16 protein-coding genes, 1 tRNA gene and 2 pseudogenes are annotated in these 24,982 nt (G+C 73.2%); 11 read left to right on the forward strand and 8 right to left on the reverse strand.

The window, feature by feature from the left end; translation table 11 throughout:
* Positions 1-99: 99 nt before the first annotated feature.
* Positions 100-1,542, reverse strand: a complete 1,443-nt coding sequence (gene radA / locus DDP54_RS09725; RefSeq protein WP_109132497.1) for a DNA repair protein RadA — start codon at positions 1,540-1,542, stop codon at positions 100-102.
* 164 nt (positions 1,543-1,706) lie between these two features.
* Here radA and DDP54_RS09730 point away from each other — a divergent pair, with 164 nt between their 5' ends.
* Complete coding sequence (locus tag DDP54_RS09730; RefSeq protein WP_109131561.1) at positions 1,707-2,501, forward strand: hypothetical protein; 795 nt, start codon at positions 1,707-1,709, stop codon at positions 2,499-2,501.
* 128 nt (positions 2,502-2,629) lie between these two features.
* Here the strand turns inward: DDP54_RS09730 and DDP54_RS09735 are convergent, their stop codons facing one another.
* From DDP54_RS09735 to DDP54_RS09750, 4 genes are all read right to left on the reverse strand, one after another.
* Entirely contained in the window at positions 2,630-4,678 is a 2,049-nt protein-coding gene (locus DDP54_RS09735; RefSeq protein ID WP_109131562.1) for a glycosyltransferase family 39 protein, read from the reverse strand.
* Positions 4,675-5,985 (reverse strand): bifunctional glycosyltransferase family 2/GtrA family protein, encoded by a 1,311-nt coding sequence (locus tag DDP54_RS09740; RefSeq protein ID WP_109131563.1) that lies wholly within the window; start codon positions 5,983-5,985, stop codon positions 4,675-4,677. The genes DDP54_RS09735 and DDP54_RS09740 overlap by 4 nt, the downstream gene beginning before the upstream one ends.
* A 62-nt stretch (positions 5,986-6,047) precedes the next feature.
* Entirely contained in the window at positions 6,048-7,607 is a 1,560-nt protein-coding gene (locus tag DDP54_RS09745) for a HAMP domain-containing sensor histidine kinase (RefSeq protein WP_109131564.1), read from the reverse strand.
* Between the two features lie 5 nt (positions 7,608-7,612).
* The gene (locus tag DDP54_RS09750; protein WP_109131565.1) at positions 7,613-8,362 is read right to left on the reverse strand and encodes a response regulator transcription factor; all 750 of its coding nucleotides are present in this window, start codon (positions 8,360-8,362) and stop codon (positions 7,613-7,615) included.
* Positions 8,363-8,555: 193 nt separating this feature from the next.
* Between DDP54_RS09750 and DDP54_RS09755 the strand changes: the two genes are divergently transcribed.
* From DDP54_RS09755 to topA, 3 genes are all read left to right on the forward strand, one after another.
* On the forward strand, positions 8,556-8,921 hold the full coding sequence (locus tag DDP54_RS09755; protein WP_109131566.1) for a hypothetical protein: 366 nt from the start codon (positions 8,556-8,558) through the stop codon (positions 8,919-8,921).
* A 68-nt stretch (positions 8,922-8,989) separates the two neighbouring features.
* Entirely contained in the window at positions 8,990-9,931 is a 942-nt protein-coding gene (locus DDP54_RS09760; protein ID WP_242448327.1) for a phosphatase PAP2 family protein, read from the forward strand.
* A gap of 126 nt (positions 9,932-10,057) precedes the next feature.
* The gene (gene topA / locus DDP54_RS09765; RefSeq protein ID WP_109131567.1) at positions 10,058-12,883 is read left to right on the forward strand and encodes a type I DNA topoisomerase; all 2,826 of its coding nucleotides are present in this window, start codon (positions 10,058-10,060) and stop codon (positions 12,881-12,883) included.
* Between the two features lie 64 nt (positions 12,884-12,947).
* Here the strand turns inward: topA and DDP54_RS09770 are convergent, their stop codons facing one another.
* Positions 12,948-14,096 carry a glycerol dehydrogenase gene (locus tag DDP54_RS09770; protein ID WP_109131568.1) on the reverse strand — a complete coding sequence of 383 codons (1,149 nt, stop codon included), beginning with the start codon at positions 14,094-14,096 and terminating at the stop codon, positions 12,948-12,950.
* A gap of 201 nt (positions 14,097-14,297) precedes the next feature.
* Here DDP54_RS09770 and DDP54_RS09775 point away from each other — a divergent pair, with 201 nt between their 5' ends.
* Positions 14,298-15,302 carry a Gfo/Idh/MocA family oxidoreductase gene (locus DDP54_RS09775; RefSeq protein WP_109131569.1) on the forward strand — a complete coding sequence of 335 codons (1,005 nt, stop codon included), beginning with the start codon at positions 14,298-14,300 and terminating at the stop codon, positions 15,300-15,302.
* A 25-nt stretch (positions 15,303-15,327) separates the two neighbouring features.
* Here the strand turns inward: DDP54_RS09775 and DDP54_RS09780 are convergent, their stop codons facing one another.
* Entirely contained in the window at positions 15,328-17,082 is a 1,755-nt protein-coding gene (locus tag DDP54_RS09780) for a SpoIIE family protein phosphatase (RefSeq protein ID WP_109131570.1), read from the reverse strand.
* Positions 17,083-17,235: 153 nt separating this feature from the next.
* Here DDP54_RS09780 and tmk point away from each other — a divergent pair, with 153 nt between their 5' ends.
* The 4 genes from tmk to DDP54_RS09800 all read left to right on the forward strand — a co-directional run bounded on the left by tmk (position 17,236) and on the right by DDP54_RS09800 (position 20,912).
* The gene (gene tmk / locus DDP54_RS09785) at positions 17,236-17,910 is read left to right on the forward strand and encodes a dTMP kinase (protein WP_242448328.1); all 675 of its coding nucleotides are present in this window, start codon (positions 17,236-17,238) and stop codon (positions 17,908-17,910) included.
* Positions 17,907-19,052: a DNA polymerase III subunit delta' gene (locus tag DDP54_RS09790; RefSeq protein WP_109131571.1), complete on the forward strand. Its 1,146-nt coding sequence runs from the start codon at positions 17,907-17,909 to the stop codon at positions 19,050-19,052. Before tmk ends, DDP54_RS09790 begins: the two co-directional genes overlap by 4 nt.
* A gap of 93 nt (positions 19,053-19,145) precedes the next feature.
* Complete coding sequence (locus DDP54_RS09795) at positions 19,146-20,750, forward strand: alpha/beta hydrolase (RefSeq protein WP_347338510.1); 1,605 nt, start codon at positions 19,146-19,148, stop codon at positions 20,748-20,750.
* A gap of 86 nt (positions 20,751-20,836) precedes the next feature.
* A tRNA-Thr gene (locus DDP54_RS09800) sits at positions 20,837-20,912 on the forward strand.
* A gap of 827 nt (positions 20,913-21,739) precedes the next feature.
* Here the strand turns inward: DDP54_RS09800 and DDP54_RS09805 are convergent.
* Positions 21,740-22,783, reverse strand: a pseudogene (locus DDP54_RS09805) (IS110 family transposase); the annotation flags it as partial.
* Between the two features lie 354 nt (positions 22,784-23,137).
* Between DDP54_RS09805 and DDP54_RS09810 the strand changes: the two are divergent.
* Together DDP54_RS09810 and DDP54_RS09820 are read left to right on the forward strand one after the other, a co-directional pair.
* A pseudogene (locus tag DDP54_RS09810) lies at positions 23,138-23,625 on the forward strand (transposase); the annotation flags it as partial.
* 124 nt (positions 23,626-23,749) lie between these two features.
* Positions 23,750-24,982 (forward strand): IS256 family transposase, encoded by a 1,233-nt coding sequence (locus DDP54_RS09820; RefSeq protein WP_109130386.1) that lies wholly within the window; start codon positions 23,750-23,752, stop codon positions 24,980-24,982.

The raw sequence follows: 24,982 nt of genomic DNA on the forward strand, positions 1-24,982 counted from the left end.
GCGGAACCAGGACCTATCGGGCGGCGGGGTCGGCGGCGTGGTTGACGGAGCGGTCGACGGCTCAGCCGGAGGCGAGGGCGGCGGCCGGGCGGCGGGCGTTCAGCGGTGACCGGCCACGCCGGTGGCCAGGACGGCCTCCGCGAGATCCCGGACCTCGATCAGCTCGATGCCCGCGGGCGCGCTGCCCGCCTCGACCGAGCCGGCCGGCACGACGGCACGCACGAACCCCAGCCGCGCGGCCTCGGCGAGCCGCCGGGAGACGCCGGTCACGGGCCGGATCTCGCCCGCGAGGCCGACCTCGCCGAGTGCGACGAGCCCGCGGGGAAGCGCGACGTTCTCCCGGGAGCTCGCCGTCGCGAGCGCGAGGGCGAGGTCGGCCGACGGCTCGACGACGCGTGCGCCGCCGACGGTCGAGACGTAGACGTCCTGGTCGGCGAGACGTGCACCCACCCGGCGCTGGAGCACCGCGAGGACCATCGCGAGCCGGCTCGCGTCGACCCCGCTCGTGGTGCGGCGCGGGTTGGCGAGCATGCTCGGGGCGACGAGCGCCTGGACCTCGGTCGCGAGCGGGCGGCGACCCTCGAGGGTCACGGTCACGCACGTGCCCGGCACGTGGTTGAGCTCGTGCGAGACGAACAGGCCGCTCGGGTCGGCGAGGCCGACGATCCCGGACTCGGACAGGTCGAAGCAGCCGACCTCGTCCGTCGGGCCGTACCGGTTCTTCGTGGCGCGCAGCAGGCGCAGGCGCGAGTGGCGGTCGCCCTCGAACTGGCAGACCACGTCGACGAGGTGCTCGAGCGTGCGGGGCCCGGCGACCGAGCCGTCCTTGGTCACGTGCCCGACGAGCACGACCGGCAGGTCCCGCTCCTTGGCGGCCGCGATGAGTGCGGCCGCGACCTCGCGCACCTGGCTGACGCCCCCCGCGGTGCCGTCCACCGACGACGACGCGATCGTCTGGACGGAGTCGAGGACGAGCAGGACCGGGTCGACCTGCTCGATGTGACCGAGGACCGTGCCGAGGTCGGTCTCGGCGGCGAGCAGCAGGTTCGGGTCGAGCGCGCCGATCCGCTCGGCGCGCAGCCGGACCTGCCCCGCCGACTCCTCGCCCGTCACGTACAGGACGCGGCCGCTGCTGCGAGCGCCGTCGGGCCGGCCCCCTGCGCCCTGCGCGACGCGGCTCGCGACGTCGAGGAGCAGCGTCGACTTGCCCACGCCTGGCTCACCCGCGAGCAGCACGACCGCGCCGGGGACGAGTCCGCCGCCCAGCACCCGGTCGAGCTCGTCGACGCCCGTCGGGCGTGCGCGGCTCGCCTCGACGTCGATGTCGGCGATGGGACGGGCAGGGTTGCGCGTCGGGGCCGTGACCGAGGTGCGTGGCGCGGTGCCGCCCGGCCCGCCGTCCTCGACCACGGAGCCCCAGGCCTGGCACTCGCCGCAGCGACCGACCCACTTCGAGGCCGTCCACCCGCACTCGGTGCACCGGTAGCCGGGGCGTGCGGGTCGGCCTGCGCCGGTAGGTGCCCGACGGGTCGCGGTGGGGATGGTCACGGTGGGAACCGTAGCCCGGGGCGCCGACACGACGTCGGAGCGGCGGCCGGCGAGCGTGTTCGCCGCCCTGCCCGCACGGCCCGGGCCAGTAGGCTGCCACGAGAGTCGCCGCCGCACCGCGTGCCCGGCGGACCACCGAGCAGGTAGGGGAGCTGTGCATGAGCACCACCGGACCGGACGCACCGCAGGGATGGGGCGTCCCCCCGCGGGACGCATCGGCGGCCGGCCAGCCGGCGAGCGGCGCGCACGCGCTGCCGGCCTTTGAGCCCGCAGCCCCCGGCGTGACCGAGCCGGCGGCGCCTGACGACACGCGTCGGCGGAACATGCTGATCATCGGCGGCATCGCCGCGGCCGTCGTCATCGTCGGCGGGATCATCGCGATCATCGCCTCGCAGGGCGGGGACGACGCCGCGGTGCTGCCGACCCCGACCGCGTCGACGGTCCTGCTGCCCCTGCCCACGGCGACGGTCGCACCCGTCCCGCGCGCCGCCACCACGGCCTTCGCCTCGGCGCTGCCGACCACCGTGCTGCAGTACGCGCTCGCGACGTCCGCACCGGAGCCCACCTGGGTCGGCGCGGGAGCCATCGAGGCGTACTCCGAGTCGTACTCCGACGGGGGCACCGCGCAGGTCGTCGTGCTCGCCGGTCAGTGGGAGACGCCCGAGGCGGCCGCTGCCTACGCGCAGCAGCTCGTCGCGGCGATCCCTGCAGCGGCCGCGCCGCCTGCAGCGACGGCATCGTCGACCGCCTCGGCGGAGGCCACGGGCGCCGCTCCCGCCGGGTTCCCGGCGACCGGTGACGTGACGGCGGCAGGGCAGAAGGTCGGCACCTTCTCGCTCGTCGATGCGGGCGATGGCACCGGCGTCGCGGTGTGGACCAACGGTGCGTCGGTGTTCCGCGTGACCGCGCCGATCGCCGACCTGCGCAACGTGTACGCGGCCTACCCGCTCTGACCTGCACCTACCAAGCACTCCTCAGCACGGACCATCGCCTGGCCTGTTCCGCACCGGAACGGCCAGGCGATGGTCGTCGTGGGCGGCTTGGTCGGGACGGCCCCGGCTGAGTCAGTGCGCCGGCCGCGTCAGCTCGCCGGCTGGGTCAGGTCGTAGACCGTCGAGCCGTCGACCGTCTGGGCCGTGAACGTGGTCGTGACCCACGTCGAGATCTCGCTCGCGGCCGACGAGCCGCCCGACGACCGGCCGAACCCGCTCCCGCCGATGAGGTAGTGGATCTTTCCGGCCGCGACGTCGGCCTGGAACTGGGCCAGCGTCGGGGAGGGGTCCGAGCCGTTGAACCCGCCGAGCGGCATGACCGATCGCTCGGTTGCGAGCTGGTACCCGGCGGCGTTGTTCGCGCCGACGGTCGCGGCGACCCAGGTGTAGGAGTCGGCGTCCTGGAGCAGCAGCGCCGTCAGCGCGGCGCTCGCCTCGGAGCCGTTGAGCAGCCCGCCCATGCCGCCTCCGGCGAAGCCGAGGCCACCGGTCCGCGTCCCGGTCCCGGGCCCGGCGAGCCCGCCGCCGGGGCCGCCACCCTGCCCGCCCCGGAACCCGCCGCCGGGACCACCGCTCGTCCCGGTCACACCGGGCCCGGCCGTGACGATGGACCCGGTGTGCGCGGTCGACACGGTCTGCAGCGTATACGCGGTCGGACCGGCGAGCCCGGCCACGAGGGCGAGCGCGAGCCCGGCGCGCAGCGTCCCGCGGCCGTACCAGCGACCCGCGAGGAGCGTGGCCGCCGCGGCGAACGCCACGACGAGCACGACCCAGCGCAGCCACGGGAGCCACGTGGTGCTGCGCGCGAGCAGGACGAACGACCAGGCGCCCGTCATCAGCGTGACTCCCGCGAGGAGCCCGGGCGCCCACGTGCGGTCGCGCCGCGCCCAGACGAGGTCCGCGCCGATCCCCACGAGGGCGGCGATCGCGGGCGCCAGGGCCACCGTGTAGTACGCGTGGAAGATCCCGGCCATGAGGCTGAACGTCAGCATCGTCACGACGAGCCAGGCGCCCCACACGACGAGCGCCGCGCGGACGACGTCGGTGCGCGCGAACCGCCGCCGCAGCCCCAGCCCGACCGCGCCGAGGACGAACGCCGCGGGGATCAGCCACGCGATCTGGCCGCCGATGTCGGAGCCGAACATGCGGGTGATCCCGGTCGCGCCCCAGCCGCCGGACTGCCCGCCGCCGCCGACCGACCCGGTCTCGTCACCGGTGAGGCGTCCGAACCCGTTGTAGCCGAACGTCAGCTCGAGGAACGAGTTGGTCTGCGAACCGCCGATGTAGGGGCGTGCCGACGCGGGCACGAGCTCGACGAGCGCGACCCACCAGCCGCCCGCGAGCACCAGGGCGCCGACCGCGATGAACCCGTCGCGCACGCGGCGAGCGAGCGGGACGGGGGCGGCCCACAGGTAGGCGGCCGCGAGACCGGGCAGCACGAGGAACGCCTGGAGCTGCTTGGTCAGGAACGCGAACCCGACCAGCGCGCCCGCGAGCGCCATCCACCCCGCCCGGCGCCGCGTCGACGGCTCGACGGCGCGCACCGTGGCAGCGGTCGCGAGGACGAGCAGCAGCACGAGGAGCGCGTCGGGGTTGTTGAACCGGAACATCAGGGCGGCGACGGGGGTCAGGGCCAGGACGGTCCCGGCGAGCAGGGCCGCGCCGGCCGAGAGCTGGCGGCGGACGCTCGCGTAGAGGACCCCGACGGAGGCGACGCCCATGAGCGCCTGCGGCGCGAGGATCGCCCACGACGACAGCCCGAACACCCGCACGGACAGCGCCATGACCCACAGGGACGCGGGCGGCTTGTCGACGGTGATCGACCCGGCCGCGTCGGACGCGCCATACAGGAACGCGGTCCAGGACTGAGACCCGGCCTGCACGGCCGCCGAGTAGAACGCGTTGGCCCAGCCGCTCGCGGACAGGTCCCACACGTACAGGACGGCTGTCGCGACGAGCAGACCGATGAGGGCCGGGCGCTCCCAGCGGGGACGCGCGGCGTGGCCGACCTCCGTCTCGAGGGCCGGCGAGGCGGGGTCGCCGGTCGAGGGCGTCGTCGGCTCGGCAGTTGCCAGCTCCGCGCTCGCGGGCTCTGTGCTGGCAGGCCACGGCACCGCGGTGGTCGATGTGGTCGTCATCGGACGGTCCCTCCGGGAAGCGGGGTCGAGGAGTCGGCGGGGCGGCGGGGCCGGAAGACCCAGCGCCGCAGCAGGACGAAGCGCAGGACCGTCGCGCCGAGGTTGGCGACGGCGAGGACGGCGAGCTCGGTGAGGTGCCCGGCGGTCGGTGCCACGGCGGCGAGCAGCGCGAGGGAGCCGGACGTGAGCGCCCAGGCGAGCCCGAACACGACGAGCCCCTGCCCCTGGTGCGTGGCGGCGCGGCTCCGCCCGCTGATCCCGAAGGTGACGCGACGGTTGGCTGTGGTGTTGGCGACCGCGGTGAGCAGGAGCGCCGTGACGTTGGCGGCCTGAGCGCCGATCGGGCCGCGCAGCAGGAGATACAGGAGCCCGTAGGCCACCGTCGAGGCGACGCCGACGACGGCGAACCGCACGAGCTGGCGCAGCAGGGTCCCCCGCGCGTCGCCGGTGCCGTGGCTCGCGTCGTCGGGCCCGGGCGGCGGGGCGTCGCCCACGAGCGGCAGGTGCGCGCGCAGCTCGGCGAGCGGCAGGCGTCCCGCGGCGAGGTCGCGACCGACGCGGGCGATGCCGCGCAGGTCGGCCAGAGCGGTCGCGACGATGTCGACCCGGCTGTCGGGGTCGTCGACCCAGTCGACGGGCACCTCGTGGATGCGCAGCCCGGCCCGCTCGGCGAGGACGAGCAGCTCGGTGTCGAAGAACCAGCCGGTGTCGGCGACCAGCGGCAGGAGCGCGTGCGCGGCGTCGGACCGGATCGCCTTGAACCCGCACTGCGCGTCCGAGAACCGCGCCGCGAGCGTGCCTCGGAGGAGCAGGTTGTACGACCGCGAGATGACCTCGCGCGACGGGCCTCGCACGACGCGCGACGTGCGGCTCAGTCGCGTGCCGATCGCGAGGTGCGAGTGCCCCGAGACGAGTGGCGCGATCAGCGGCAGGAGCGCGGACAGGTCGGTCGAGAGGTCCACGTCCATGTACGCGAACACCTGCGCGTCCGACGCGAGCCACGCGGCGTGCAGCGCGCGGCCACGGCCCCGCTCGTCGAGGTGCAGGACGCGCACCCCCGGCAGCTCGGCCGCGAGGCGCTGCGCGATCTCGAGCGTGCCGTCGGTCGAGGCGTTGTCCGCGATGGTCAGGCGCGACGAGTAGGGCAGCTGGCTGTCGAGGAACGCGCGCGTCGTGCGCACCGCGCGCTCGAGGCCTGCGGCCTCGTCCAGGACCGGGATGACGAGGTCGAGGACCGGTGCGCTCGCGCCGGCGGTGAGCTCAGGGCGGAGCTCGGCCTGCGTCCTGCGGACTGTCGTGGTGTCCATGCGACCACCGTGGTCCGCCAAGGTCGGCAATCCCTGGACAGCACCTGTGCTGGGGCTATGAGCTACGCGGCGGGGAGGCTCACGGTGAACGACGTCTGCCCCGGCGTGCCGTCGACCTCGATGGTGCCGCCGTGCGCCGTGACGACGGCGTGCACGATCGCCAGGCCCAGCCCGGTCGACGACCCGGCAGCGCGGTTGCGCGACGCGTCCCCGCGGGTGAACCGCTGGAAGAGGCGCGAGCGCAGCGGCTCGGGGATGCCCGGCCCGTCGTCCTGGACCCGGAACGTCACGACGTCGTCCGTCGCCCGCACGCTGACGACGACCGTGGTGCCAGGCGGCGTGTGGATGCGCGCGTTCGTGAGGAGGTTCGCGAGGACCTGCCGGAGCCGGGCCTCGTCGCCGAGCGCGAGCGTCGGCGCCGATCCCGCACCCGACGACGGCCCGTCGTCGTCCGGCTGGTCCGACTCGTCCCCGTCGGAGCCCTGGCCGTCGAGCTCGAGGCGCCACAGATGGTCGGGACCGGCGGCGTGCGCGTCGGCGACGGCGTCGATCGCGAGCGACGAGAGGTCGACCTCGACCCGGTCGAGGTCCCGGCCCGCGTCCAGCCGGGCGAGCAGCAGCATGTCCTCGACGAGACCGGTCATGCGCTTCGTCTCGGACTCGACGCGTGCCATCGCGTGCACGGCCGTGTCGGGCACAGGCTCGGGCAGCCGGCGGACGAGCTCGGCGTACCCGCGGATCGAGGCGAGCGGGGTCCGCAGCTCGTGGCTCGCGTCGGCGACGAACTGGCGCACCTGCGTCTCGGACTCGTGCCGGGCCGCGAGCGCCTGCTCGATGTGGCCGAGCATCTGGTTGAGGGCCGCGCCGACCTGCCCGACCTCGGTACCGGGGTCCGTGTCCTCGTCGGGCACGCGCTCGGCGAGCAGGACCTCGCCCCGATCGAGCGGCAGCTCGGCGACCCGCGTGGCGGTCGCGGCGACCCGGTTGAGGGGGCGCAGCTCGCGGCGCACGAGCACCGTGCCGGCCAGGCCCGCGAGCGCGAGCCCGACGACGGCGACGCCGACCTCGACGGCCACGTACTTCGCGACGGTCGCGGTCGCGGCGGCCGTCGGCAGGCCGGTCACCACGAGGGTCCCGGCGGTGCTGGTCGCGCCGATCACGCGGTAGCTGCCGAGGCCGTCGATCGCGACGGTCCGCGGCACACCGTCGGCGGGGGTCGCCGCGAGCGTCGTCGCCTGGGCGTCCGTCAGCCGCTGGAAGTCGCCGTTGTCGTCGAGGTACCCGGCGTTGACGACGCCGTCGGTCACATCGAGGTTGAGCGTCCCGACGTCCTGCCCGGGACCGCGCAGGCTGAAGGGTCGCGCGGCGCTCGCACTGGGCGTGGGCTCGGTCGGCTGGGCGTCGGAGCCCACGGCGCCCGGGAAGTCGGCGCGCGTCGGCGCATGGGCGGCGCGCTCGCTCGCGGACACGAGCCGGGTGTCGAGCTGCCCGACGAGCGAGCCGCGCAGGGCGAGCGTCGAGGCGACACCCATCGTCCCCGCGAAGGCGGCCAGCAAGAGGATCAGCACGGCGACGATGCGGCGGCGCAGGGTCCAGCGGGTGCGCGGGGCGTGCCCGGTCATGGCAGTCACGTGGTCGACGAGACCTCGCCGGGCTTCAGCACGTAGCCGACACCCCGCAGCGTGTGGATCATCGGGGAGCGACCCGCGTCGATCTTGCGGCGCAGGTAGGACACGTACAGCTCGACGATGTTGGCCTGGCCGCCGAAGTCGTACTGCCACACGCGGTCGAGGATCTGAGCCTTCGACAGCACCCGCTTCGGGTTGCGCATGAAGTAGCGGAGCAGCTCGAACTCGGTCGCGGTCAGGTGGATGTCCGCGCCGTCCCGCGAGACCTCGTGGCTGTCCTCGTCCATCACCAGGTCGCCGACGCGCAGCACGGCCTCCTCGCGCTCGCTGACGGCGCCCGCACGACGCAGCAGCGCACGCAGGCGCGCGACGACCTCCTCGAGGCTGAACGGCTTCGTCACGTAGTCGTCACCGCCGGCGGTCAGGCCCGCGACGCGGTCCTCGACGGCGTCCTTGGCGGTCAGGAACAGCACGGGGACGGTCGGGGCGGTTGCGCGGATGCGCCGCATCACCTCCAGGCCGGACAGGTCCGGCAGCATGATGTCGAGCAGGATCACGTCCGGGTCGAACGACTTCGCGAGCTTGATCGCGGACTGACCGGTCAGCGCGTGCTCGACGTGCCAGCCCTCGTAGCGCAGCGCGGTCGAGAGGAGCTCGGCGAGGGTGGGCTCGTCGTCGACGACGAGGGCTCGCACGGGGGAGCCGTCGACGCGCAGGAGGTGGTCGCGCTGGGTAGCCGTTGTGGTCATGCGAGCATCGTGCGCCCGCCGGCTGAGTGCTCTCTGACTGCTTCCTGTGAATCGCCTGTGGCCGTGTCAGACGCCTCGCCCGTCGTCTTCACAGTGATCCGGGTGCGCGGTCCCAGACGACGCACAGGCTCCGGGCGTTGCGTCGGTGGTGGCCGCCGGTGGTGGCAGCACAGTGTCGACGAGAGGAACGGTCATGGCAGCCACGCTCGCCCTGGAAACCGGGATCGACGGCTCAGCGCAGCAGCCCGCGCAGGATGCGGGGCCGGGCACCGCCTGGTTCACCGCGACGGTGCGGCCGGCCGGGGTGTTCGGCTGCGCCGACGCGGGCCGTCTGCGGGCCCTGCTCGACGCGTTGTCGTCGTGCGCGTCGATGGTCGTCCTCGACCTGGCGGCCGCCCAGCTGTGCAGCCTCGACACAGCGATGGTCGTCGACGAAGCGGCCCGGCGGCTGGAGGCGGCAGGGGGAGCCCTGGTCTGCGTGCACGCGGACCCGCCGTCGCTCGCCCACCTCGCGGCAGCCGGCCCCCACACGGTGCTCATGCCGGCGTCGGTGCCCTGACCTCCTCGCCGCTGACCTCGGCGAGCGCGGTGACCTCGGGAGGTGCGCCGCCTCGATACGGTGGGGCGGTGACACGCGCAGAGGCAGCCGCCCGTCGGGTCCATGGCGCCATCGCGCCGGGGGTCGTCGTCGCCCTGAGCTCGGCGGTCGGCGTCTGGCTCGCGTGGCGCGTCTTCGTCGACACGTGGGCCGGTCAGCGCGTCGAGCGGGCGACGCTGCAGGGCGCCCGGTACGGGCAGAACCGGCTGTGGCACGTCGCGGAGCCGATCCTGTCGGTCGTGTCGATCTGGTTCATCGTGATCGTGGTGCTCGTCGCCGTGCTCGTCGCGATCCTCCGGCGCCGCTGGATGCTCGCGGCCCAGGTCGCCGTGCTGATGGCCGGGGCCAACCTCACGACCCGCGTCCTCAAGGTCGGGCTGATCGACCGACCCGACCTCGGGATCCCCGGGCCGGGCTTCAACACCCTGCCCAGCGGGCACACGACGGCTGCCGCCTCCGTCGCAGCCGTGGTCGTCCTCGTCGTGCCGCCCCGCGTGCGTCCGTGGGCGGCGGTGTTCGGTGGCCTGTACACGGCGGCCACCGGCGTCTCGACGCTCGTCGGGCAGTGGCACCGGCCGAGCGACGTCATCGCGGCGATCCTCGTGGTGCTCTGCTGGAGCGGTGTCGCGTGCGCCCTCGTGGCGTGGCGACCCGGTCCCGCGAGGCGCGGCCCGACCGGTGCGCCGACGACCGCGACAGCCCAGCTCGCGCTCGCGGCGGGTACCGGGCGGGGCTCGTCGGGCACGCGGACGGGCGCGGTCCTCCTCCTTCTCGTGACGCTCGTCGCGCTCGTCCCGGCGACGCTCGCCCTGCATCGCTCGTGGACGACAGGGGGCCAGCTGAGCACTCGCGGGGAGCTCTTGACGGCCTACGCCGGCGGTGCGTCCGGGGTCGTCGCGGCCAGCGCTCTGGGCTTCGCGATCCTCCTGGTTCTGCGCCACGTGACGACGGCGCGCGTCGGAGCGGCTTGACCAAGGGTCGTAGAGTCGCCCCGGCGGCAGGTCCGAGGTCCCCTCCAGGACCGTCGGGACCGATCCGCCGCACGGGGAGCCCAGCCGGCGAGCCGGGTCCCACGCAGACGAGGAAGCAGGAAGCGCATGTCCGCAGGTCGCAAGCTGGTCATCGTGGAGTCGCCCGCGAAGGCGCGCACGATCGCCGGGTACCTCGGCGAGGGGTACGACGTGGAGGCGAGCGTCGGGCACATCCGAGACCTGCCGCAGCCCAGCGAGCTGCCCGCCGACATGAAGAAGGGGCCGTTCGGCAAGTTCGCTGTCGACGTCGACAACGGCTTCGCCCCGTACTACGTCGTCGACTCGGACAAGAAGAAGAAGGTCTCGGAGCTCAAGCGGCTCCTGAAGGACTCCGACGAGCTCTTCCTCGCGACCGATGAGGACCGCGAGGGCGAGGCCATCGCGTGGCACCTGCTCCAGGAGCTCAAGCCCAAGGTGCCGGTCAAGCGGATGGTCTTCCACGAGATCACCCGCGAGGCGATCCAGCGGGCGCTCGAGAACACCCGCGAGCTCGACACGCGCATGGTCGACGCCCAGGAGACGCGGCGCATCCTCGACCGCCTGTACGGCTACGAGGTGTCGCCGGTGCTGTGGCGCAAGGTCCGTCAGGGCCTGTCCGCCGGTCGCGTGCAGTCGGTCGCGACCCGGATGGTCGTCGAGCGTGAGCGTGAGCGCATGGCGTTCCGCACCGCCGAGTACTGGGACGTCGCCGGGACCTTCGCGCGCACCGAGGTGCCCGACGACGCCGCCCGCGGCTCGTTCGGCGCGAAGCTCGTCCAGGTCGACGGCAAGCGGGTGGCGTCGGGCCGGGACTTCGACGACCGCGGCGTGCTCACGGGCGCCGACGTGCGCCACCTCGACGAGGCGAGCGCGACCGCCCTGGTCGCCGGGCTCGACGGCGCCGAGTTCACCGTGCGCAGCCTCGAGACCAAGCCGTACTCCCGCAAGCCCGCCGCCCCGTTCACCACCTCGACGCTCCAGCAGGAGGCCGGCCGCAAGCTGCGCCTCGGCTCGCGGCAGACGATGCGGACCGCGCAGTCGCTCTACGAGAACGGCTACATCACCTACATGCGGACCGACTCGCCCGTGCTGAGCGCGCAGGCGATCGACGCCGCCCGCCGCCAGGCCGCCGAGCTGTACGGCGCCGAGTACGTCCCGGACAAGGCGCGTGTCTACGCGAGCAAGTCCAAGAGCGCGCAGGAGGCCCACGAGGCCATCCGTCCCGCGGGTGACCACTTCCGCACGCCGGCCCAGGTGGCCCGCGAGCTGTCGGGTGACCAGTTCCGGCTCTACGAGCTGATCTGGAAGCGCACCGTCGCGTCCCAGATGGCCGACTCGCGCGGGTCGACCGCGTCGGTGCGCCTCGCGGCGACCGCACGCCTCTCGACGCCCGCGGCCTCCGGGTCGCCGCTCGGTGACCGGGACCTCGACGCGGTGTTCGCGGCGTCGGGCACGGTCATCACGTTCCGCGGCTTCATGGCCGCGTACGAGGAGGGCCGCGACGCCGACCGCTACGAGGAGCCCGCCGCCGGGTCGAAGGGCTCGGGCGACGACAAGGCCGAGGAGCGCGAGTCCCGCCTGCCGCAGATGGCCGAGGGTGACGCGCTCGCGGCCGACGACCTGACCGCCGACGGCCACCGGACCTCCCCGCCGCCGCGCTACACCGAGGCGAGCCTCGTCAAGGCGCTCGAGGAGCGCGGGATCGGACGCCCGTCGACCTACGCGGCGACCATCTCCGTGATCCAGGACCGCGGGTACGTGACGGGCCGCGGTCAGGCGCTCGTGCCGAGCTGGCTCGCGTTCGCGGTGACGCGCCTGCTCGAGGAGAACTTCGGCTCGCTCGTCGACTACGACTTCACGGCCGAGATGGAGCAGGACCTCGACGAGATCGCCGCGGGCGACCGCGACCGGGTCGAGTGGTTGACCGAGTTCTACTTCGGTGCCGCCTCGGGCAAGACCGAGGGCCTCGGCCTGCGGGACCTCGTGGCGAACCTCGGCGACATCGACGCCCGCGAGGTGAACTCGATCGACATCGGTGACGGCATCACGCTGCGCGTCGGCCGCTACGGCCCGTACATCGAGGAGACGGGCGTCCAGGCGGTCGGCGCCGAGGACGGCACCCCGCGCCGCGCGTCGGTCCCCGAGGACCTCGCACCCGATGAGCTGACGGTCGCCAAGGCGCGCGAGCTCCTCGAGACACAGCCCGACGGTGACATCGTGCTCGGCGAGGACCCGGTGACGGGCACGCCGATCGTCGCGCGCAACGGCCGCTACGGCCCGTACGTCACCGAGGTGCTCCGCGAGCCCGAGCTGGACCCGGCCCTGAGCGCCGCGGCCAAGAAGCGGGCGCTCGCGGCCGCGCCCAAGCCCCGCACGGGCTCGCTGCTCAAGTCGATGCAGCTCCAGACGATCACGCTCGACGACGCCCTGCGGCTCCTGTCGCTGCCGCGCGTGGTCGGCACCGACCCCGAGTCGGGCGTCGAGATCACGGCGCAGAACGGCCGGTACGGGCCGTACCTGAAGCGGGGGACGGACTCGCGCACGCTGCCGACCGAGGAGGCAATGTTCGACGTCACCCTCGAGGAGGCCCTCGCGATCTACGCGCAGCCCAAGCGTGGGCGGGGCGTCAGCGCGACCGCTCCGCTGCGCGAGCTCGGCGAGGACCCGGTCTCGAAGAAGCCGGTCGTCCTCAAGGAGGGTCGATTCGGCGCCTACGTGACCGACGGCGAGACGAACGCGACGCTCCGCAAGGAGGACGCGGTCGAGACGATCACGCCCGAGCGCGCGGCCGAGCTGCTCGCGGAGAAGCGTGCGCGGGGACCGGTCAAGAAGAAGGCCCCGGTCCGCAAGGCGGCCGCACCGCGCAAGGCTGCGGCGAAGGCCCCAGCCAAGGCTCGCGCCACCAAGGCCTGAGGACCGCGCCCGGACCGGCCGACGGGCCGGGTCCGGGCGCGGCGCAGGGTGAATGGGCGCGGGGTCAGTGGGCGCTGTGCAGGACGGGCTCGGGCAGCCCCGCGTCGGCACGCACGCCGCGTGAGAACCCCTCGATCGACCGCAGCGCGTCGACCAGCTCGGGGACACGCACCGGGAACGGCATCGCGTGGATCGTCTCGCCCGGTGCGGTCGCGGCGACGGCGACGCGGGTCAGGTCGTCGAGGTCCCCGGTTGCGAGCCCGACCTCGGTGAGCGTGTTGGGCAGACCCACGCGGGTCGTGAACTCGACGAAGTCGCGGATCTCCTGGGTCGGCGCGCCCTCGAGCACGAGCTGTGTGAGCGAGCCGATGTTGACCTTCTGACCGTGCGTGAGCCCGTGGGTCTGGGGTGCGGCGGTCAGCCCGTTGTGGATCGCGTGCGCCGCGGCGAGGCCGCCCGACTCGAAACCGAGCCCGGACAGCAGCGTGTTCGCCTCGACGACCTTCTCGACCGCGGGCGTCACGAGGTGGTCCTTGACGGCCGCGATGGCGGGTAGCGCGTTCTCCCACAGGATGTCCCACGACAGCTTCGCGAGCGCGGTGCCCGTCATGGTGGGCAGGCCACCCGCCATGGTCGTCGAGCCGGCCCTCGCGACAGCCCTCGCCTCGATCCACGTCGCGAGCGCGTCGCCGACGCCTGCCACCAGGAACCGCACCGGCGCGTCGGCGACGAGCTGGGTGTCGACGAGCACGAGGTCGGGGTTGTGCGGGAAGAACCGGTACTCCACGAACGTGCCGTCCTCGGTGTAGATCACCGAGAGCGCCGAGCACGGGGCGTCGGTCGAGGCGACCGTCGGGACGGACACCCAGCGGACCCCGGCGAGGTGGCCGGCGGCCTTGACGGCGTCGATCGTGCTGCCGCCTCCGACCCCGACGACGACGTCGGCTCCCGTGGCACGGATGCGGTCGGCGATCGCGTCGACGGACGCTGCCGTGGCGTACACGCCGAACTCGTCCCGGGTCAGCGGCAGGCCGGCGTCGGCGAACGACCGCGTGACGGCGTCGGAGACGAGACCCCACACGACGTCGTCGGCCACGACGAGCGGGACCGTGCCGATGGGTGCGACGAACTCGCCGAGGCGGGCGATCGCGCCCCGGGCCTGCGCGTAGCGGGCCGGGCTGATGACTGTGCGGACGGGAAGCTGGTCGGACATGGGCTCTCCTCGCGGGTCGCGCCGCGGGAAGGGGCATCCGTCGAGGTCGGCGGCGATCCCGCGACCTGCCCACCGAACCACGGTCACGCCCGACCCGACGGGGGACCTCGGTCCCTGTGCGGCGCCGATCGGCTCGCCCCGGCGAGGGGCTGAGCGCCGTGGGCCGGGCGCCGCGACCTGGCCGGGCGCTAGGTTGAGGGCATGGCACGCATCGAGGATCCACGTACTGCACCGCCGCTGCGCTGGGGAATCCTGGGCGCCGGCTACATCGCCGGTGACTTCGCCGACGCCGTCAACGCGCACACGCGCGCCCAGCTCGTCGCGGTCGGATCGCGCAACCGTGACCGCGCCGAGCGATTCGCGACCGGGCACGGCATCCCGACGACCCACATCGGCTACCGCGACCTCGTCGAGGACCCGCAGGTGGACGCGGTGTACGTGGCGACGCCGCACTCCGAGCACCGTGAGCACGCGCTCCTCGCGATCGCGGCCGGCAAGCACGTGCTCGTCGAGAAGTCGTTCACGCGCAACGCGGGCGAGGCCGAGGAGGTCTTCGCCGCCGCCAGGGCAGCGGGCGTCTTCGTCATGGAGGCGATGTGGACACGTTTCCTGCCGCACGTCGCCGCCCTGCACCAGCTCATCGACGCGGGCGAGATCGGCGAGATCGTCAACCTCTCCGCCGACCACGGCCAGCGGTTCGCGTTCAAGCCCAAGAGCCGGCTGTTCGACCCGGCTCTCGCCGGCGGTGCCCTGCTCGACCTGGGCATCTACCCCGTGTCGTTCGCGCACGACTTCCTCGGCGTGCCCGACTCCGTCAACGCGACGGGTTCGCTCACCGAGACGGGCGTCGACGGCCAGGTGTCGGTCGTCCTGTCGTACGGCGAGCGCGCCCAGGCGACGCTCTCCACGACCCTGTGGGCCAAGACCCCGACGACGGCCTCCATCTCCGGGACCGAGGGCTACGTGACGGTCGCGGGCAACTTCTACACGCCGACATCCTTCCGGGTGCAGCGCAACGACGGCCGGGTGTGGACGTTCGACCACCCCAGCCCGCGAGGCCTGCAGTTCGAGGCCGCCGAGGTGGCGCGTCGCGTCGCCGCTGGCGACACCGAGAGCCCGCGGCTCACCTGGGCCAACACGGTCGAGGTCATGCGCACGCTCGACGAGGTCCGCGCGCAGATCGGGCTCGTCTACCCCGGGGAGTGACGTCCGGGTGCGACGGGTGCCGCGGTCAGGTGCTCGTCGGTGCGAGCACCTGGATCGCGAGCAGCACCACGTCGTCGCCGGGGACATCCGTGACGACGCGTCGCGCGAGGGTCGTGACGAGCTCGTCGGGCGGCACGCCCTGGAGGTCGCCCGCCGCCTCGGCCAGGGCCGCGAGGCTCACCGCGAGCGCCTCGTCGCGTCGCTCGACGAGGCCGTCGGTGTAGAGCAGCACCACGTCGCCGACCTGCAGGGCCTCCGAGTGGTCGTGCCGCTCGGTGTCGGGCGCGACGCCGATGATCAGGTCGTTGGGTCGGTCGAGGACGCGCGCGCCCTCACCCGGACGGATGAGGATCGGCGCGGGGTGGCCCGCGCTCGACCACGTGAGCACCTGACCGTCACCCGTGGGGCCGACGTCGCAGCGGCCCGCGAGGACGGTCGCGACGCTGCGGAGCCCGATGTCCTCGTTCGCCCGGTCGAGGCGCTGGAGCCACGTCGACGGATGGTCGGGCCGGTCCCAGGCGAGCGTCCGCAGGCTGGAGCGCAGCTGGCCCATGCGCGCCGCCGCGTCCATGTCATGACCGGTGACGTCGCCGACCATCACGGCGACGGCGCCGTCGGGCAGGACGATCGCGTCGTACCAGTCGCCGCCGACCGCGTCGGCCCGGCCCGCGGGCAGGTAGTGCGCGACGAGGTGCAGACGGGGTGGCTGGGGGAGGGCCGTCAGCATCGCCTCCTGGAGCGTGCGGGCGACGTCGCGGCGCTCGGCGAAGAGCTGTGCCCGTTCGAGCGCCTGCGCGGTGTATGCCGCCAGCGCGTTCTTCAGGGCGCGGTTGTCCGTCGCGAAGTCGCGGGACTCGGACCAGGCCAGGGTGAGCACGCCGTCGAGGCGATGGCCCGCGACGAGCGGGAGCACGGCGACCGCACCACCGTCCGGGCTGGCCGTTCCTCGCAGCGCGGGGAACGCAGCGATCATCTCGGCGTGGTCGGCGAAGAACAGCGACTCGCGCGTGCGGGCGACGTGGCACGTCGGGACCTCCGCGTCGATCCGCACGCGTTCCCGGCCGACCTCGTCGTCGGACGCGGGGGAGGTCCGTACGTGCGTGAGGCTCCGGCCGGAGGGGTCGACGACCGAGATCCACGTCCGTGAGGTGCCCAGCCCGGCCTCGGCGACGCCGGCCACGGTGCGAGCGACGTCTTCGATGGTCAGGGCGTCGTGGAACGCGTCGCTCATGAGGAGCAGCACCCCCGCCTGGCGGGCAGCGCTCGTGGCCCGACCGTGCTCCTGGCGCACCTGCTCGCGCTCGCCCCGGAGGCGCAGCTCCGAGCTGCACGCCTCGGCGAGGTCGCGGAGCAGCGCGAGCTCGCGTTCGTCCCACACGCGCGGCTCGCGGTCGATCGCGGCGAGCGCCCCGACCACGGTGCCGGTCTCGTCGACCAGCGGGAACCCTGCATACGCGACGATGTCGAGGGCGCCGCGCGCCGGGGCGTCGGCCAGCAGCTCCACGAGGCGCACCTCCTCGACGACCAGCGCGGAGCGGGACGCGACGACGTGGCGGCAGAACGAGTCCGTGAGCGGGCTGAACCGGTCGGCGTCGAGACCCGCAGGGAGCCCCGCAGCGCCGGGGTAGACCTGGCCTGACCGCGACACGAGGGACACCAGGACGAGCGGGACGTCGAGATGGCGCCGGGCGATCTGCGCGAGGCGGTCGAATGCCGGGTCGGGCTGGGCAGGGAGCAACCACGAGGTCGGGAGGGCCTCGTCGGGGTGCAGAACCGTCATGAACTGTCCTCCGGGGCGTGGGACCGTGAACCAGTCTGACAGGGTGGCCAGCCAGGCGCGTCCCGGGCGCGGGTGAGTTCGGCGGGCCGCGCTGCCTGCCTCGGCGGGTGGCGTCGGCGGGTGGCGTCGGCGCCGACGGATACCCTGACGCTCGTGACTGCGACCGTGCCCGAGGAGCCCGTCCGGCGAACCGACGCCGACGCCGAGGCCCGGGGCCTGTTCGTGTCGTTCGAGGGCGGCGACGGTGCCGGCAAGTCCACGCAGGTCGGCCGTCTCGGCGAGTGGGTCCGTGGCCTCGGCCGCGAGGTGGTGCTCACGCGCGAGCCGGGCGGCACGGACCTCGGTCTGGCCTTGCGGGACGCGCTCCTGCACGGCGACCACGTCGACCCGCGCGCCGAGGCGCTCCTGTACGCGGCCGACCGCGCGCACCACGTCGCCTCGGTCGTCCGGCCCGCGCTCGAGCGCGGTGCGGTCGTCATCACGGACCGCTACCTCGACTCGTCGGTCGCCTACCAGGGTGGCGGCCGGGACCTGGGGGCCGACGAGGTCGAGAAGCTGTCGCTGTGGGCGACGCACGGCCTGCTCCCGCGGCTCACGGTGCTGCTCGACCTGGACCCGGAGTCGGGCCGCACGCGCCTGACCGGCGACCCCGACCGGCTCGAGCGCGCCGGGAGCGCGTTCCACCGCCGCACCCGTGAGGCCTTCCTGGCCCGGGCCGCCGCAGACCCCGGCCGCTGGCTCGTGCTCGACGCGTCGCGCGGGGTCGAAGACCTCGCCGCAGACGTCCGCGCCCGCGTCGCACCGCTGCTCGCGGAGGTCTCGGCATGAGGCCCGACGGCGTCTGGGCTGAGCTCGTCGGGCAGGAGCCCGCGGTCGAGGTGCTGCGCGGAGCCGTCCAGGACCCGACGCGGATGACGCACGCCTGGCTCGTGACCGGCCCGCCGGGTTCGGGTCGGTCGACGGCGGCGCGAGCGTTCGCGGCCGCCCTGCAGTGCGAGTCCGGCGGCTGCGGTCGCTGCCACGCGTGCGTGACGGTGCTGCAGGGGCTGCACCCCGACGTGACCGTCGTGGCGACCGAGGGCGTCGTCATCCGCGCCGACACCGCTCGGCCGCTCGTCGAGCTCGCCCAGCGCTCGCCGTCGTCGGGGCGGTGGCGCGTGATCATCGTCGAGGACGCGGACCGGCTCAACGAGACGAGCGGGAACGTGCTGCTCAAGGCGATCGAGGAGCCGCCGCCGCGCACGGTGTGGGTGCTGTGCGCGCCGAGCCCGCAGGACGTGCTCGTGACGTTGCGGTCGCGCAGCCGCGCGGTGGCGCTGCGCGTGCCCCCCGTGGACGCGGTCGCGGCGCTGCTCGTCGAGCGCGACGGGATCGACCCGGCCGTCGCCGCCGTCGCGGCCCGTGCGGCGCAGAGCCACGTCGGGATCGCGCGCCGGCTGGCCCGCGACCCGCAGGCCCGGGCCCGCCGTGCCACGGTGCTGTCGATCCCGCCGCGCGTGCGCGGCGTGGGGGACGCGGTCCTCGCCGCCGGCGACCTGGTCGCGACCGCGCAGGCCGACGCGAAGGCCGCGACCGAGCAGCGCGACGCCGAGGAACGCTCGGAGCTGCTGCGCTCGATGGGCGCCGAGGGCTCGGCGACGATCCCGCCCGCCCTGCGTGCCCAGGTCCGCGACCTCGAGGGTGACCAGAAGCGGCGTGCGACCCGCGCGCAGCGTGACGTCCTCGACCGCGCGATGCTCGACCTGCTCTCGCTGTACCGCGACGTGCTCGTCGTCCAGCTCGGTGCGGGCGTCGAGCTGGTGAACGTCGAGCACGAGGAGTCGGTGCGGGCGCTCGCGGCGTCGAGCACCCCCGAGCAGACGGTCCGTCGCATGGACGCGATCGGTGAGGCGCGCACCCGGATCGCCGGCAACGTCGCGCCGCTGCTCGCCGTCGAGGCCATGACGATCGCGCTGCGCCCGCAGGGCTGACGGGTGCCTCGACCGCGGGGCTGACCGGCGCCTCGACCGCTGCGCTGACGGACCGCAGCGACCCGGCACAGCGAACCCCTCTACCCTGGGCGCGTGCCGTTCGCCCTGCCTGCCCCTGCCTCACGCCGCGCCGCCGACCCTTCGAGCGCCGGGCGGGTGGGGCCCCGACGCGGCGTGCTCCGCGCCGCGAGCCTGGTCGCCGTGGTCGCGCTCGTCGTCGCGGGCTGCTCGACGGCCAAGCACCAGTCCGCGGTGCCGACGGCCGCGGCCGCGACGTCGTCGGGCCCGACCGCTGCCACTGCCGGTCTCGAGCGGTTCTACGGGCAGCAGCTCGACTGGACCACGTGCGGGAAGTTCGAGTGCGCGAAGGCGACGGTCCCCGTCGACTGGTCCGCGCCGGACGGAGACGTCATCCAGCTGGCGCTCGAGCGTCAGCGGGCCACGGGCGGCACGGCCGTCGGCTCGCTCCTCGTGAACCCCGGTGGTCCGGGCGCGTCCGGCGTCGATGCGCTCGAGTCGGTCGCCCTCGAGCGGATCAGCGCCAGCGTCCTGGCGAAGTACGACGTCGTGGGTTTCGACCCGCGCGGGGTGGCCCGGTCCGCACCCGTGACGTGCGCCGACAGCACGACCCTGGACTCGATCGTCTCGGCCGACCCCGACTACTCGACGCCCGCGGGCATCGACGCCGTCGAGCAGACGTTCGCGGCGTTCGGGGCCGCATGCCTCGCCAACACGGGCCCCCTGCTCGGTCACGTGGACACGGTGAGCGCAGCCAAGGACATGGACGTCCTCCGGGCCGCGCTCGGCGACGACAAGCTCACCTACCTCGGCTACTCCTACGGCACCCAGCTCGGTGCGACGTATGCGGCGCTGTTCCCCGAGCGCGTCGGGCGACTCGTCCTCGACGGCGCGCTCGACCCGACGCTGACGTACGACGAGACGTCGATCGGCCAGGCCAAGGGCTTCGAGTCGGCGCTGCGCGCCTACGTCACCGACTGCCAGGCGGGCAAGGGCTGCCCGCTGACCGGCTCGGTCGACGACGGTCTGGCGCAGATCAAGGCCCTGCTCGACCGCGCCCGGGCGAAGCCGCTGACCACGGACCAGGCCGGCCGGCGACTCACGGGCAGCCTAGCGTTCACCGGGATCGCCCTCCCGCTGTACTCGAGCAGCTACTGGACCTACCTGACCGCCGCCCTGACGACGGCGCTGCAGTCCGGCGACGGCTCGGGCCTGCTGAGCCTCGCCGACACCTACTACGAGCGTTCGCCCGACGGCACGTACGCGAACAACTCGACCGAGGCGTTCTGGTCCATCGGGTGCGTCGACGACCAGCCGTCGGCGGACCCGGCGGACATGGCGGCGTCCGCCGCCGCGATCCAGGCGGCCGCACCCACGGTCGGGTACTTCTTCGCGTACGGAGCGGTCATCTGCGCGAAGTGGCCGGTGCCCGAGGTCGGCCCGCTCGACTCGTACGCTGCGGAGGGCGCAGCCCCGATCCTCGTCGTCGGCACGACCAACGACCCTGCGACGCCCTACGCGTGGGCGGAGTCGCTGTCGAAGCTGCTCTCGTCTGGCGTCCTGCTGACCTACAAGGGCGAGGGGCACACGGCCTACGGCGTCGCCAACGACTGCCTCAACGGCGCTGTCGACGCGTACCTCCTCGACGGCACCGTCCCCGCGGACGGCACGCGCTGCTGACGGGGCGCCACCCGCTTTGGAACCGGGCGCTCGGCCCGTTACAGTAGGCGGCGGTCCACCGGGGGCGTCGTCTCCTGGCAGCACCGGCCGCCTTAGCTCAGTCGGTAGAGCGTCTCACTCGTAATGAGAAGGTCAACAGTTCGATTCTGTTAGGCGGCTCCACACGGAAACGGCCCCTCACCTGCCCAAGCGCAGGAGAGGGGCCGTCGTGACAAGAAGGTGCTGACAGCCAATCTGACAGTCGTTCGCGCATCTGGCCCCCAACGACGACCACGCCCCACCTGCTTAGGGAGGTGGGGCGTGGTCGTGTGCCGGGCAGGTGAGCGGTCGAGCACCGTCACCTGATCCCGCGGTCAGCTTGGCGTCCCTGATCCGTCACTATGTGGCACGTCGCGGAGCATGTCTGCTCGGATGCGCCGCGCGAGAGTCAGACTGCGACGACACCATCAGCCTCGGTGGGCGAGTCAAGGTTCATGTCAGTCGTGGTGGTGACCGTGCGCGCGGTGATCGTCTCGGAGGCGACGGGCCGCGTCCCGGCGATAATGCCAAGTCAGTCCGAGCACATCGAGCTCCGCGTTGTCATCCCGATCGTGTCGTTCCAAGGCCTGTTCGCGGTCGGGTCGTGGGTACGGCGCCCGCAGCGCCACGCGTGCACCGTCCCGGTCACAGTGGAGTCCGTCCCACGGACCGCGAGAATCCCACGCGTCCCGCACCACCACCCCACCCGCACAACCGGGCAGCTGACGACGGTGGCAGGCCCCCTGGCTCACCTCCGCGCGGCCGGCTTGATGCTCCTATCTGTGTCAAACGGTCGCGAGGAGCTGTTGGTAGGCGGTGGCGAGTTGGGCGTTCGGGCGGATGCCGCGTTCGAGTTCGGAGATCCGGGCGGGGCAGGTGCCCAGTCGTGTTGCGATGTCGGTGAGGGTGAGGCGGAGCTGCTGGCGCGCGGCGCGGAATTGACGTGCGTCGGGCACGGGGTCGGGGTGAACGAGTAGGTGCCAGACCTGCCGGGCGATCGAGCGTTTGAGGCAGCGCATGATCTCGCGGCCGGTCTTTCCCTCGGCGCGGCGGCGCGCGGCGTAGAGGCCCGTTCCGGGGTCGGTCGTCATGCGTACGAGCGCGATCTGGTGCAGGGCGGCGTTGGCTTGCCGGTCGCCGCCGCGGTTGAGGCGGTGGCGGTTGGTCTTGCCCGAGGAGGCGGGGATGGGCGCGGTGCCGCATAGTGCGGCGAACGCGGCCTCGCTGCGCAATCGTTCGGGGTTGTCGCCGGCGGTGACCAGCAGCTGCGCCGCGGTGACGGTCCCGAATGCGGCGCGTAGCGCGGGGTTGGCGGAGTCGACGAGGGCGGCGAGGTCCTGCTCGAGCTCGTCGATCTCCGCGGCCAGGTGCTGGTAGCGGCGGGCGAGGTGTCGTAGTCCCTGACCGGTCGCGGCTTGCACGCTGGTGATCGCGGGCCCGGGGCGTGTGGCTGCCAGGGTGGCCATCAGGTCCTCGTTGCCCGTGATGGCCGACCACCGGGTGCGGACCGGCTCGGGTGCGGTGACCAGTAGCGACTTGACCTGCCGCAGCAAGGCGGTGCGGGCCTTGACCGCCGAGCGTCGCACGGCGAGCAGGACACGGACTTGCTCCACGAGCCCGTCGCCGTCTTTCGGGATGGGCAGCGCCTCGCCGGCGAGGACCTGCCGGGCAGCGGCCAGGGCGTCGATCGGGTCGGACTTGCCCCGCCGCCGCATGGCACGCTTGGGACGGATCACCTCGGCGACCTCGATGCCTACCCCGCGCAGGTAGCGGGCCACGCCGGCGCCGTAGGAGCTCGTGCCTTCCACCCCGATGCGGACCACGTCGCCGAACGAGATGACGAACTCCAACAGTTGCCGGTAGCCGTCGTCGGTGGCCGTCACCTGCCGGTCGCCGAGCACAGCCCCCGTGGCTGCGTTGAGGACCGACACGTGGTGGGTTGCGGCGTGAGTGTCGACACCCGCGACCACCGTGATCGCGGTTGAAGCAGTGAACGGGTCGATCAGGACCGTCATGATGGTGCAGCGCCTTCCTGCCGCAGGAGCGCACCGAACCCGGGTCGGGCAGACAAGACGTTGATGGGACTCTTCGTCAAGCTCGTATGAAGTCATGCCCATCCCGGGCGCGGCGCCTGGACGAACCTCGTCGACGGGTGGACAGATCACGTCCAAGGCAACCCGACGGAGTGCCAGTCAAAGCCAGGGTCACACCCGCCGACGAGGCACCTTCATCATCAACGTCAACGCCGCGTGAAAGATGACCCCCTGGCGCCGGGCGGATTCTGGTGCTCGTCGCAACACGGGCCTTGACCCCTGAGGGTGGACACGCTGATTCCAGGTCTGGCCTGGAGGAAGCGAGAAGATCTGATCATGGCGAGGAAGACGTACTCGGCGGAGTTCCGCCGCGATGCGGTCGAGCTGTACCGCTCGACGCCGACAGCGACGGTCGCGGGGATCGCGGCTGATCTGGGGATCATGGACACGACCCTGTCGGGTTGGATCAAGGCCGCTGGGGTGGCGATCCGCGGGCAGTCCCGGCCGGCATCGACGGCCCCGCCGCCGGGTGAGACACCCGAGCAGGAGCTCGTGCGACTTCGCTCGCGGGTGCGTGAGCTGGAGGACTCCGAGCGCAAGCTGAGCACCGAGCGGGAGATCTTGCGCGCGGCGGCGAAGTATTTCGCCGGGGAGACGAACTGGTGAGCCGCTTCCAGTTCGTCGCCGACCACCAGTCCACCTTCGAGGTGAAGCGGTTGTGCCAGGTCGTTCAGGTCGCACGGTCCTCGTTCTACAAATGGCTGTCCGCAGCCCCGGCCCGCGCGGCACGCCAGACGGCCGATGCGGCCCTGGCCGCGCGGATCGCGGTGGCGTCCCGTGAGGTGGTGTAGTTCTCGATCTTCTTCGTCGTGGTGACCACGACGGAGAAGGCCATCGTGCGATGGTCGGTGAGACCGGACTAGGGAACTCACGGAAGGACATCGCACGATGGCTATGGACCAGTCTGCCCTGCTCGACCTGCTCGCCGCATTGAAGGACACCGACGTCAGCGACCGGATCCGGACCGCGACCGAGCACCTGTATCAAGAGCTGATCGACGCCGAGGCGACCGCGGTGATCGGCGCCGGCCCCTGGCAGCGCACGCAGGCCCGCACGGCGTTGCGCAACGGGTCGCGGGACCGGGTGTTGACGACCACGGCCGGGGACCTGGACCTGCGGATCCCCAAGCTGCGCACCGGGTCGTTCTTCCCGTCCTTGCTCGAGCGGCGCCGCCGGGTCGACCAGGCACTGTTCGCGGTCGTGATGGAGGCCTACCTGCACGGGGTCAGCACCAGGAAGGTCGACGACCTGGTCAGGGCCCTGGGGGCCGACACCGGGATCTCCAAGAGTGAGGTCTCCCGGATCTGCGCGGGCCTGGACGAGGAGGTCTCGGCGTTCCGTGACCGGTCCCTGGCCGACGCGGGGTTCCCCTACGTGTTCCTGGACGCGACGTACTGCAAGGCCAGGGTCGGGCGCCGGGTGGTGTCCCAGGCCGTGGTCATCGCCACCGGGGTCCGCGCCGACGGGCACCGTGAGGTCCTCGGCTTCGACGTCGGAGACTCCGAGAACGGCGCCTTCTGGACCAGCTTCCTGCGCTCGCTCAAGGCCCGCGGGCTGGGCGGTGTGGCGCTGGTCATCTCCGACGCCCACGAGGGCCTGAAGACCGCGATCGCCTCGGTCCTGCTCGGCTCGTCCTGGCAACGCTGCCGGGTCCACTTCACCCGCAACGTCCTCGACGCGGTGTCCAAGACGAACGCCGAGATGGTCGCCGCCGCGATCCGCACGATCTTCGCCCAACCCGACGCCGCCCACGTCGCCGAGCAGTTCGAAGTCATCGCGACCATGCTGACCCGCTCCCACCCGAAGGTCGGGCACATGCTCACCGACGCCCGCGAGGACCTGCTCGCCTTCACCGCGTTCCCCGCCAGCCACTGGAAGAAGATCTGGTCGACCAACCCCCTGGAACGACTGAACAAGGAGGTCAAACGCCGCACCGACGTCGTGGGGGTCTTCCCCAACCCCGCCGCCCTGCTGCGCCTGGCCGGCGCCGTCCTGGTCGAGGCCCACGACGAATGGGCCGCCACCGACCGCCGCTACCTATCCGAGAACTCCATGGCCCAACTCGCCACCATGACCCTGACGACCCAGGAGGTGGACCACACCGAACTCCTCACGGCATGA

This window comes from Cellulomonas sp. WB94, from assembly GCF_003115775.1.
Lineage (GTDB): Bacteria > Actinomycetota > Actinomycetes > Actinomycetales > Cellulomonadaceae > Cellulomonas_A.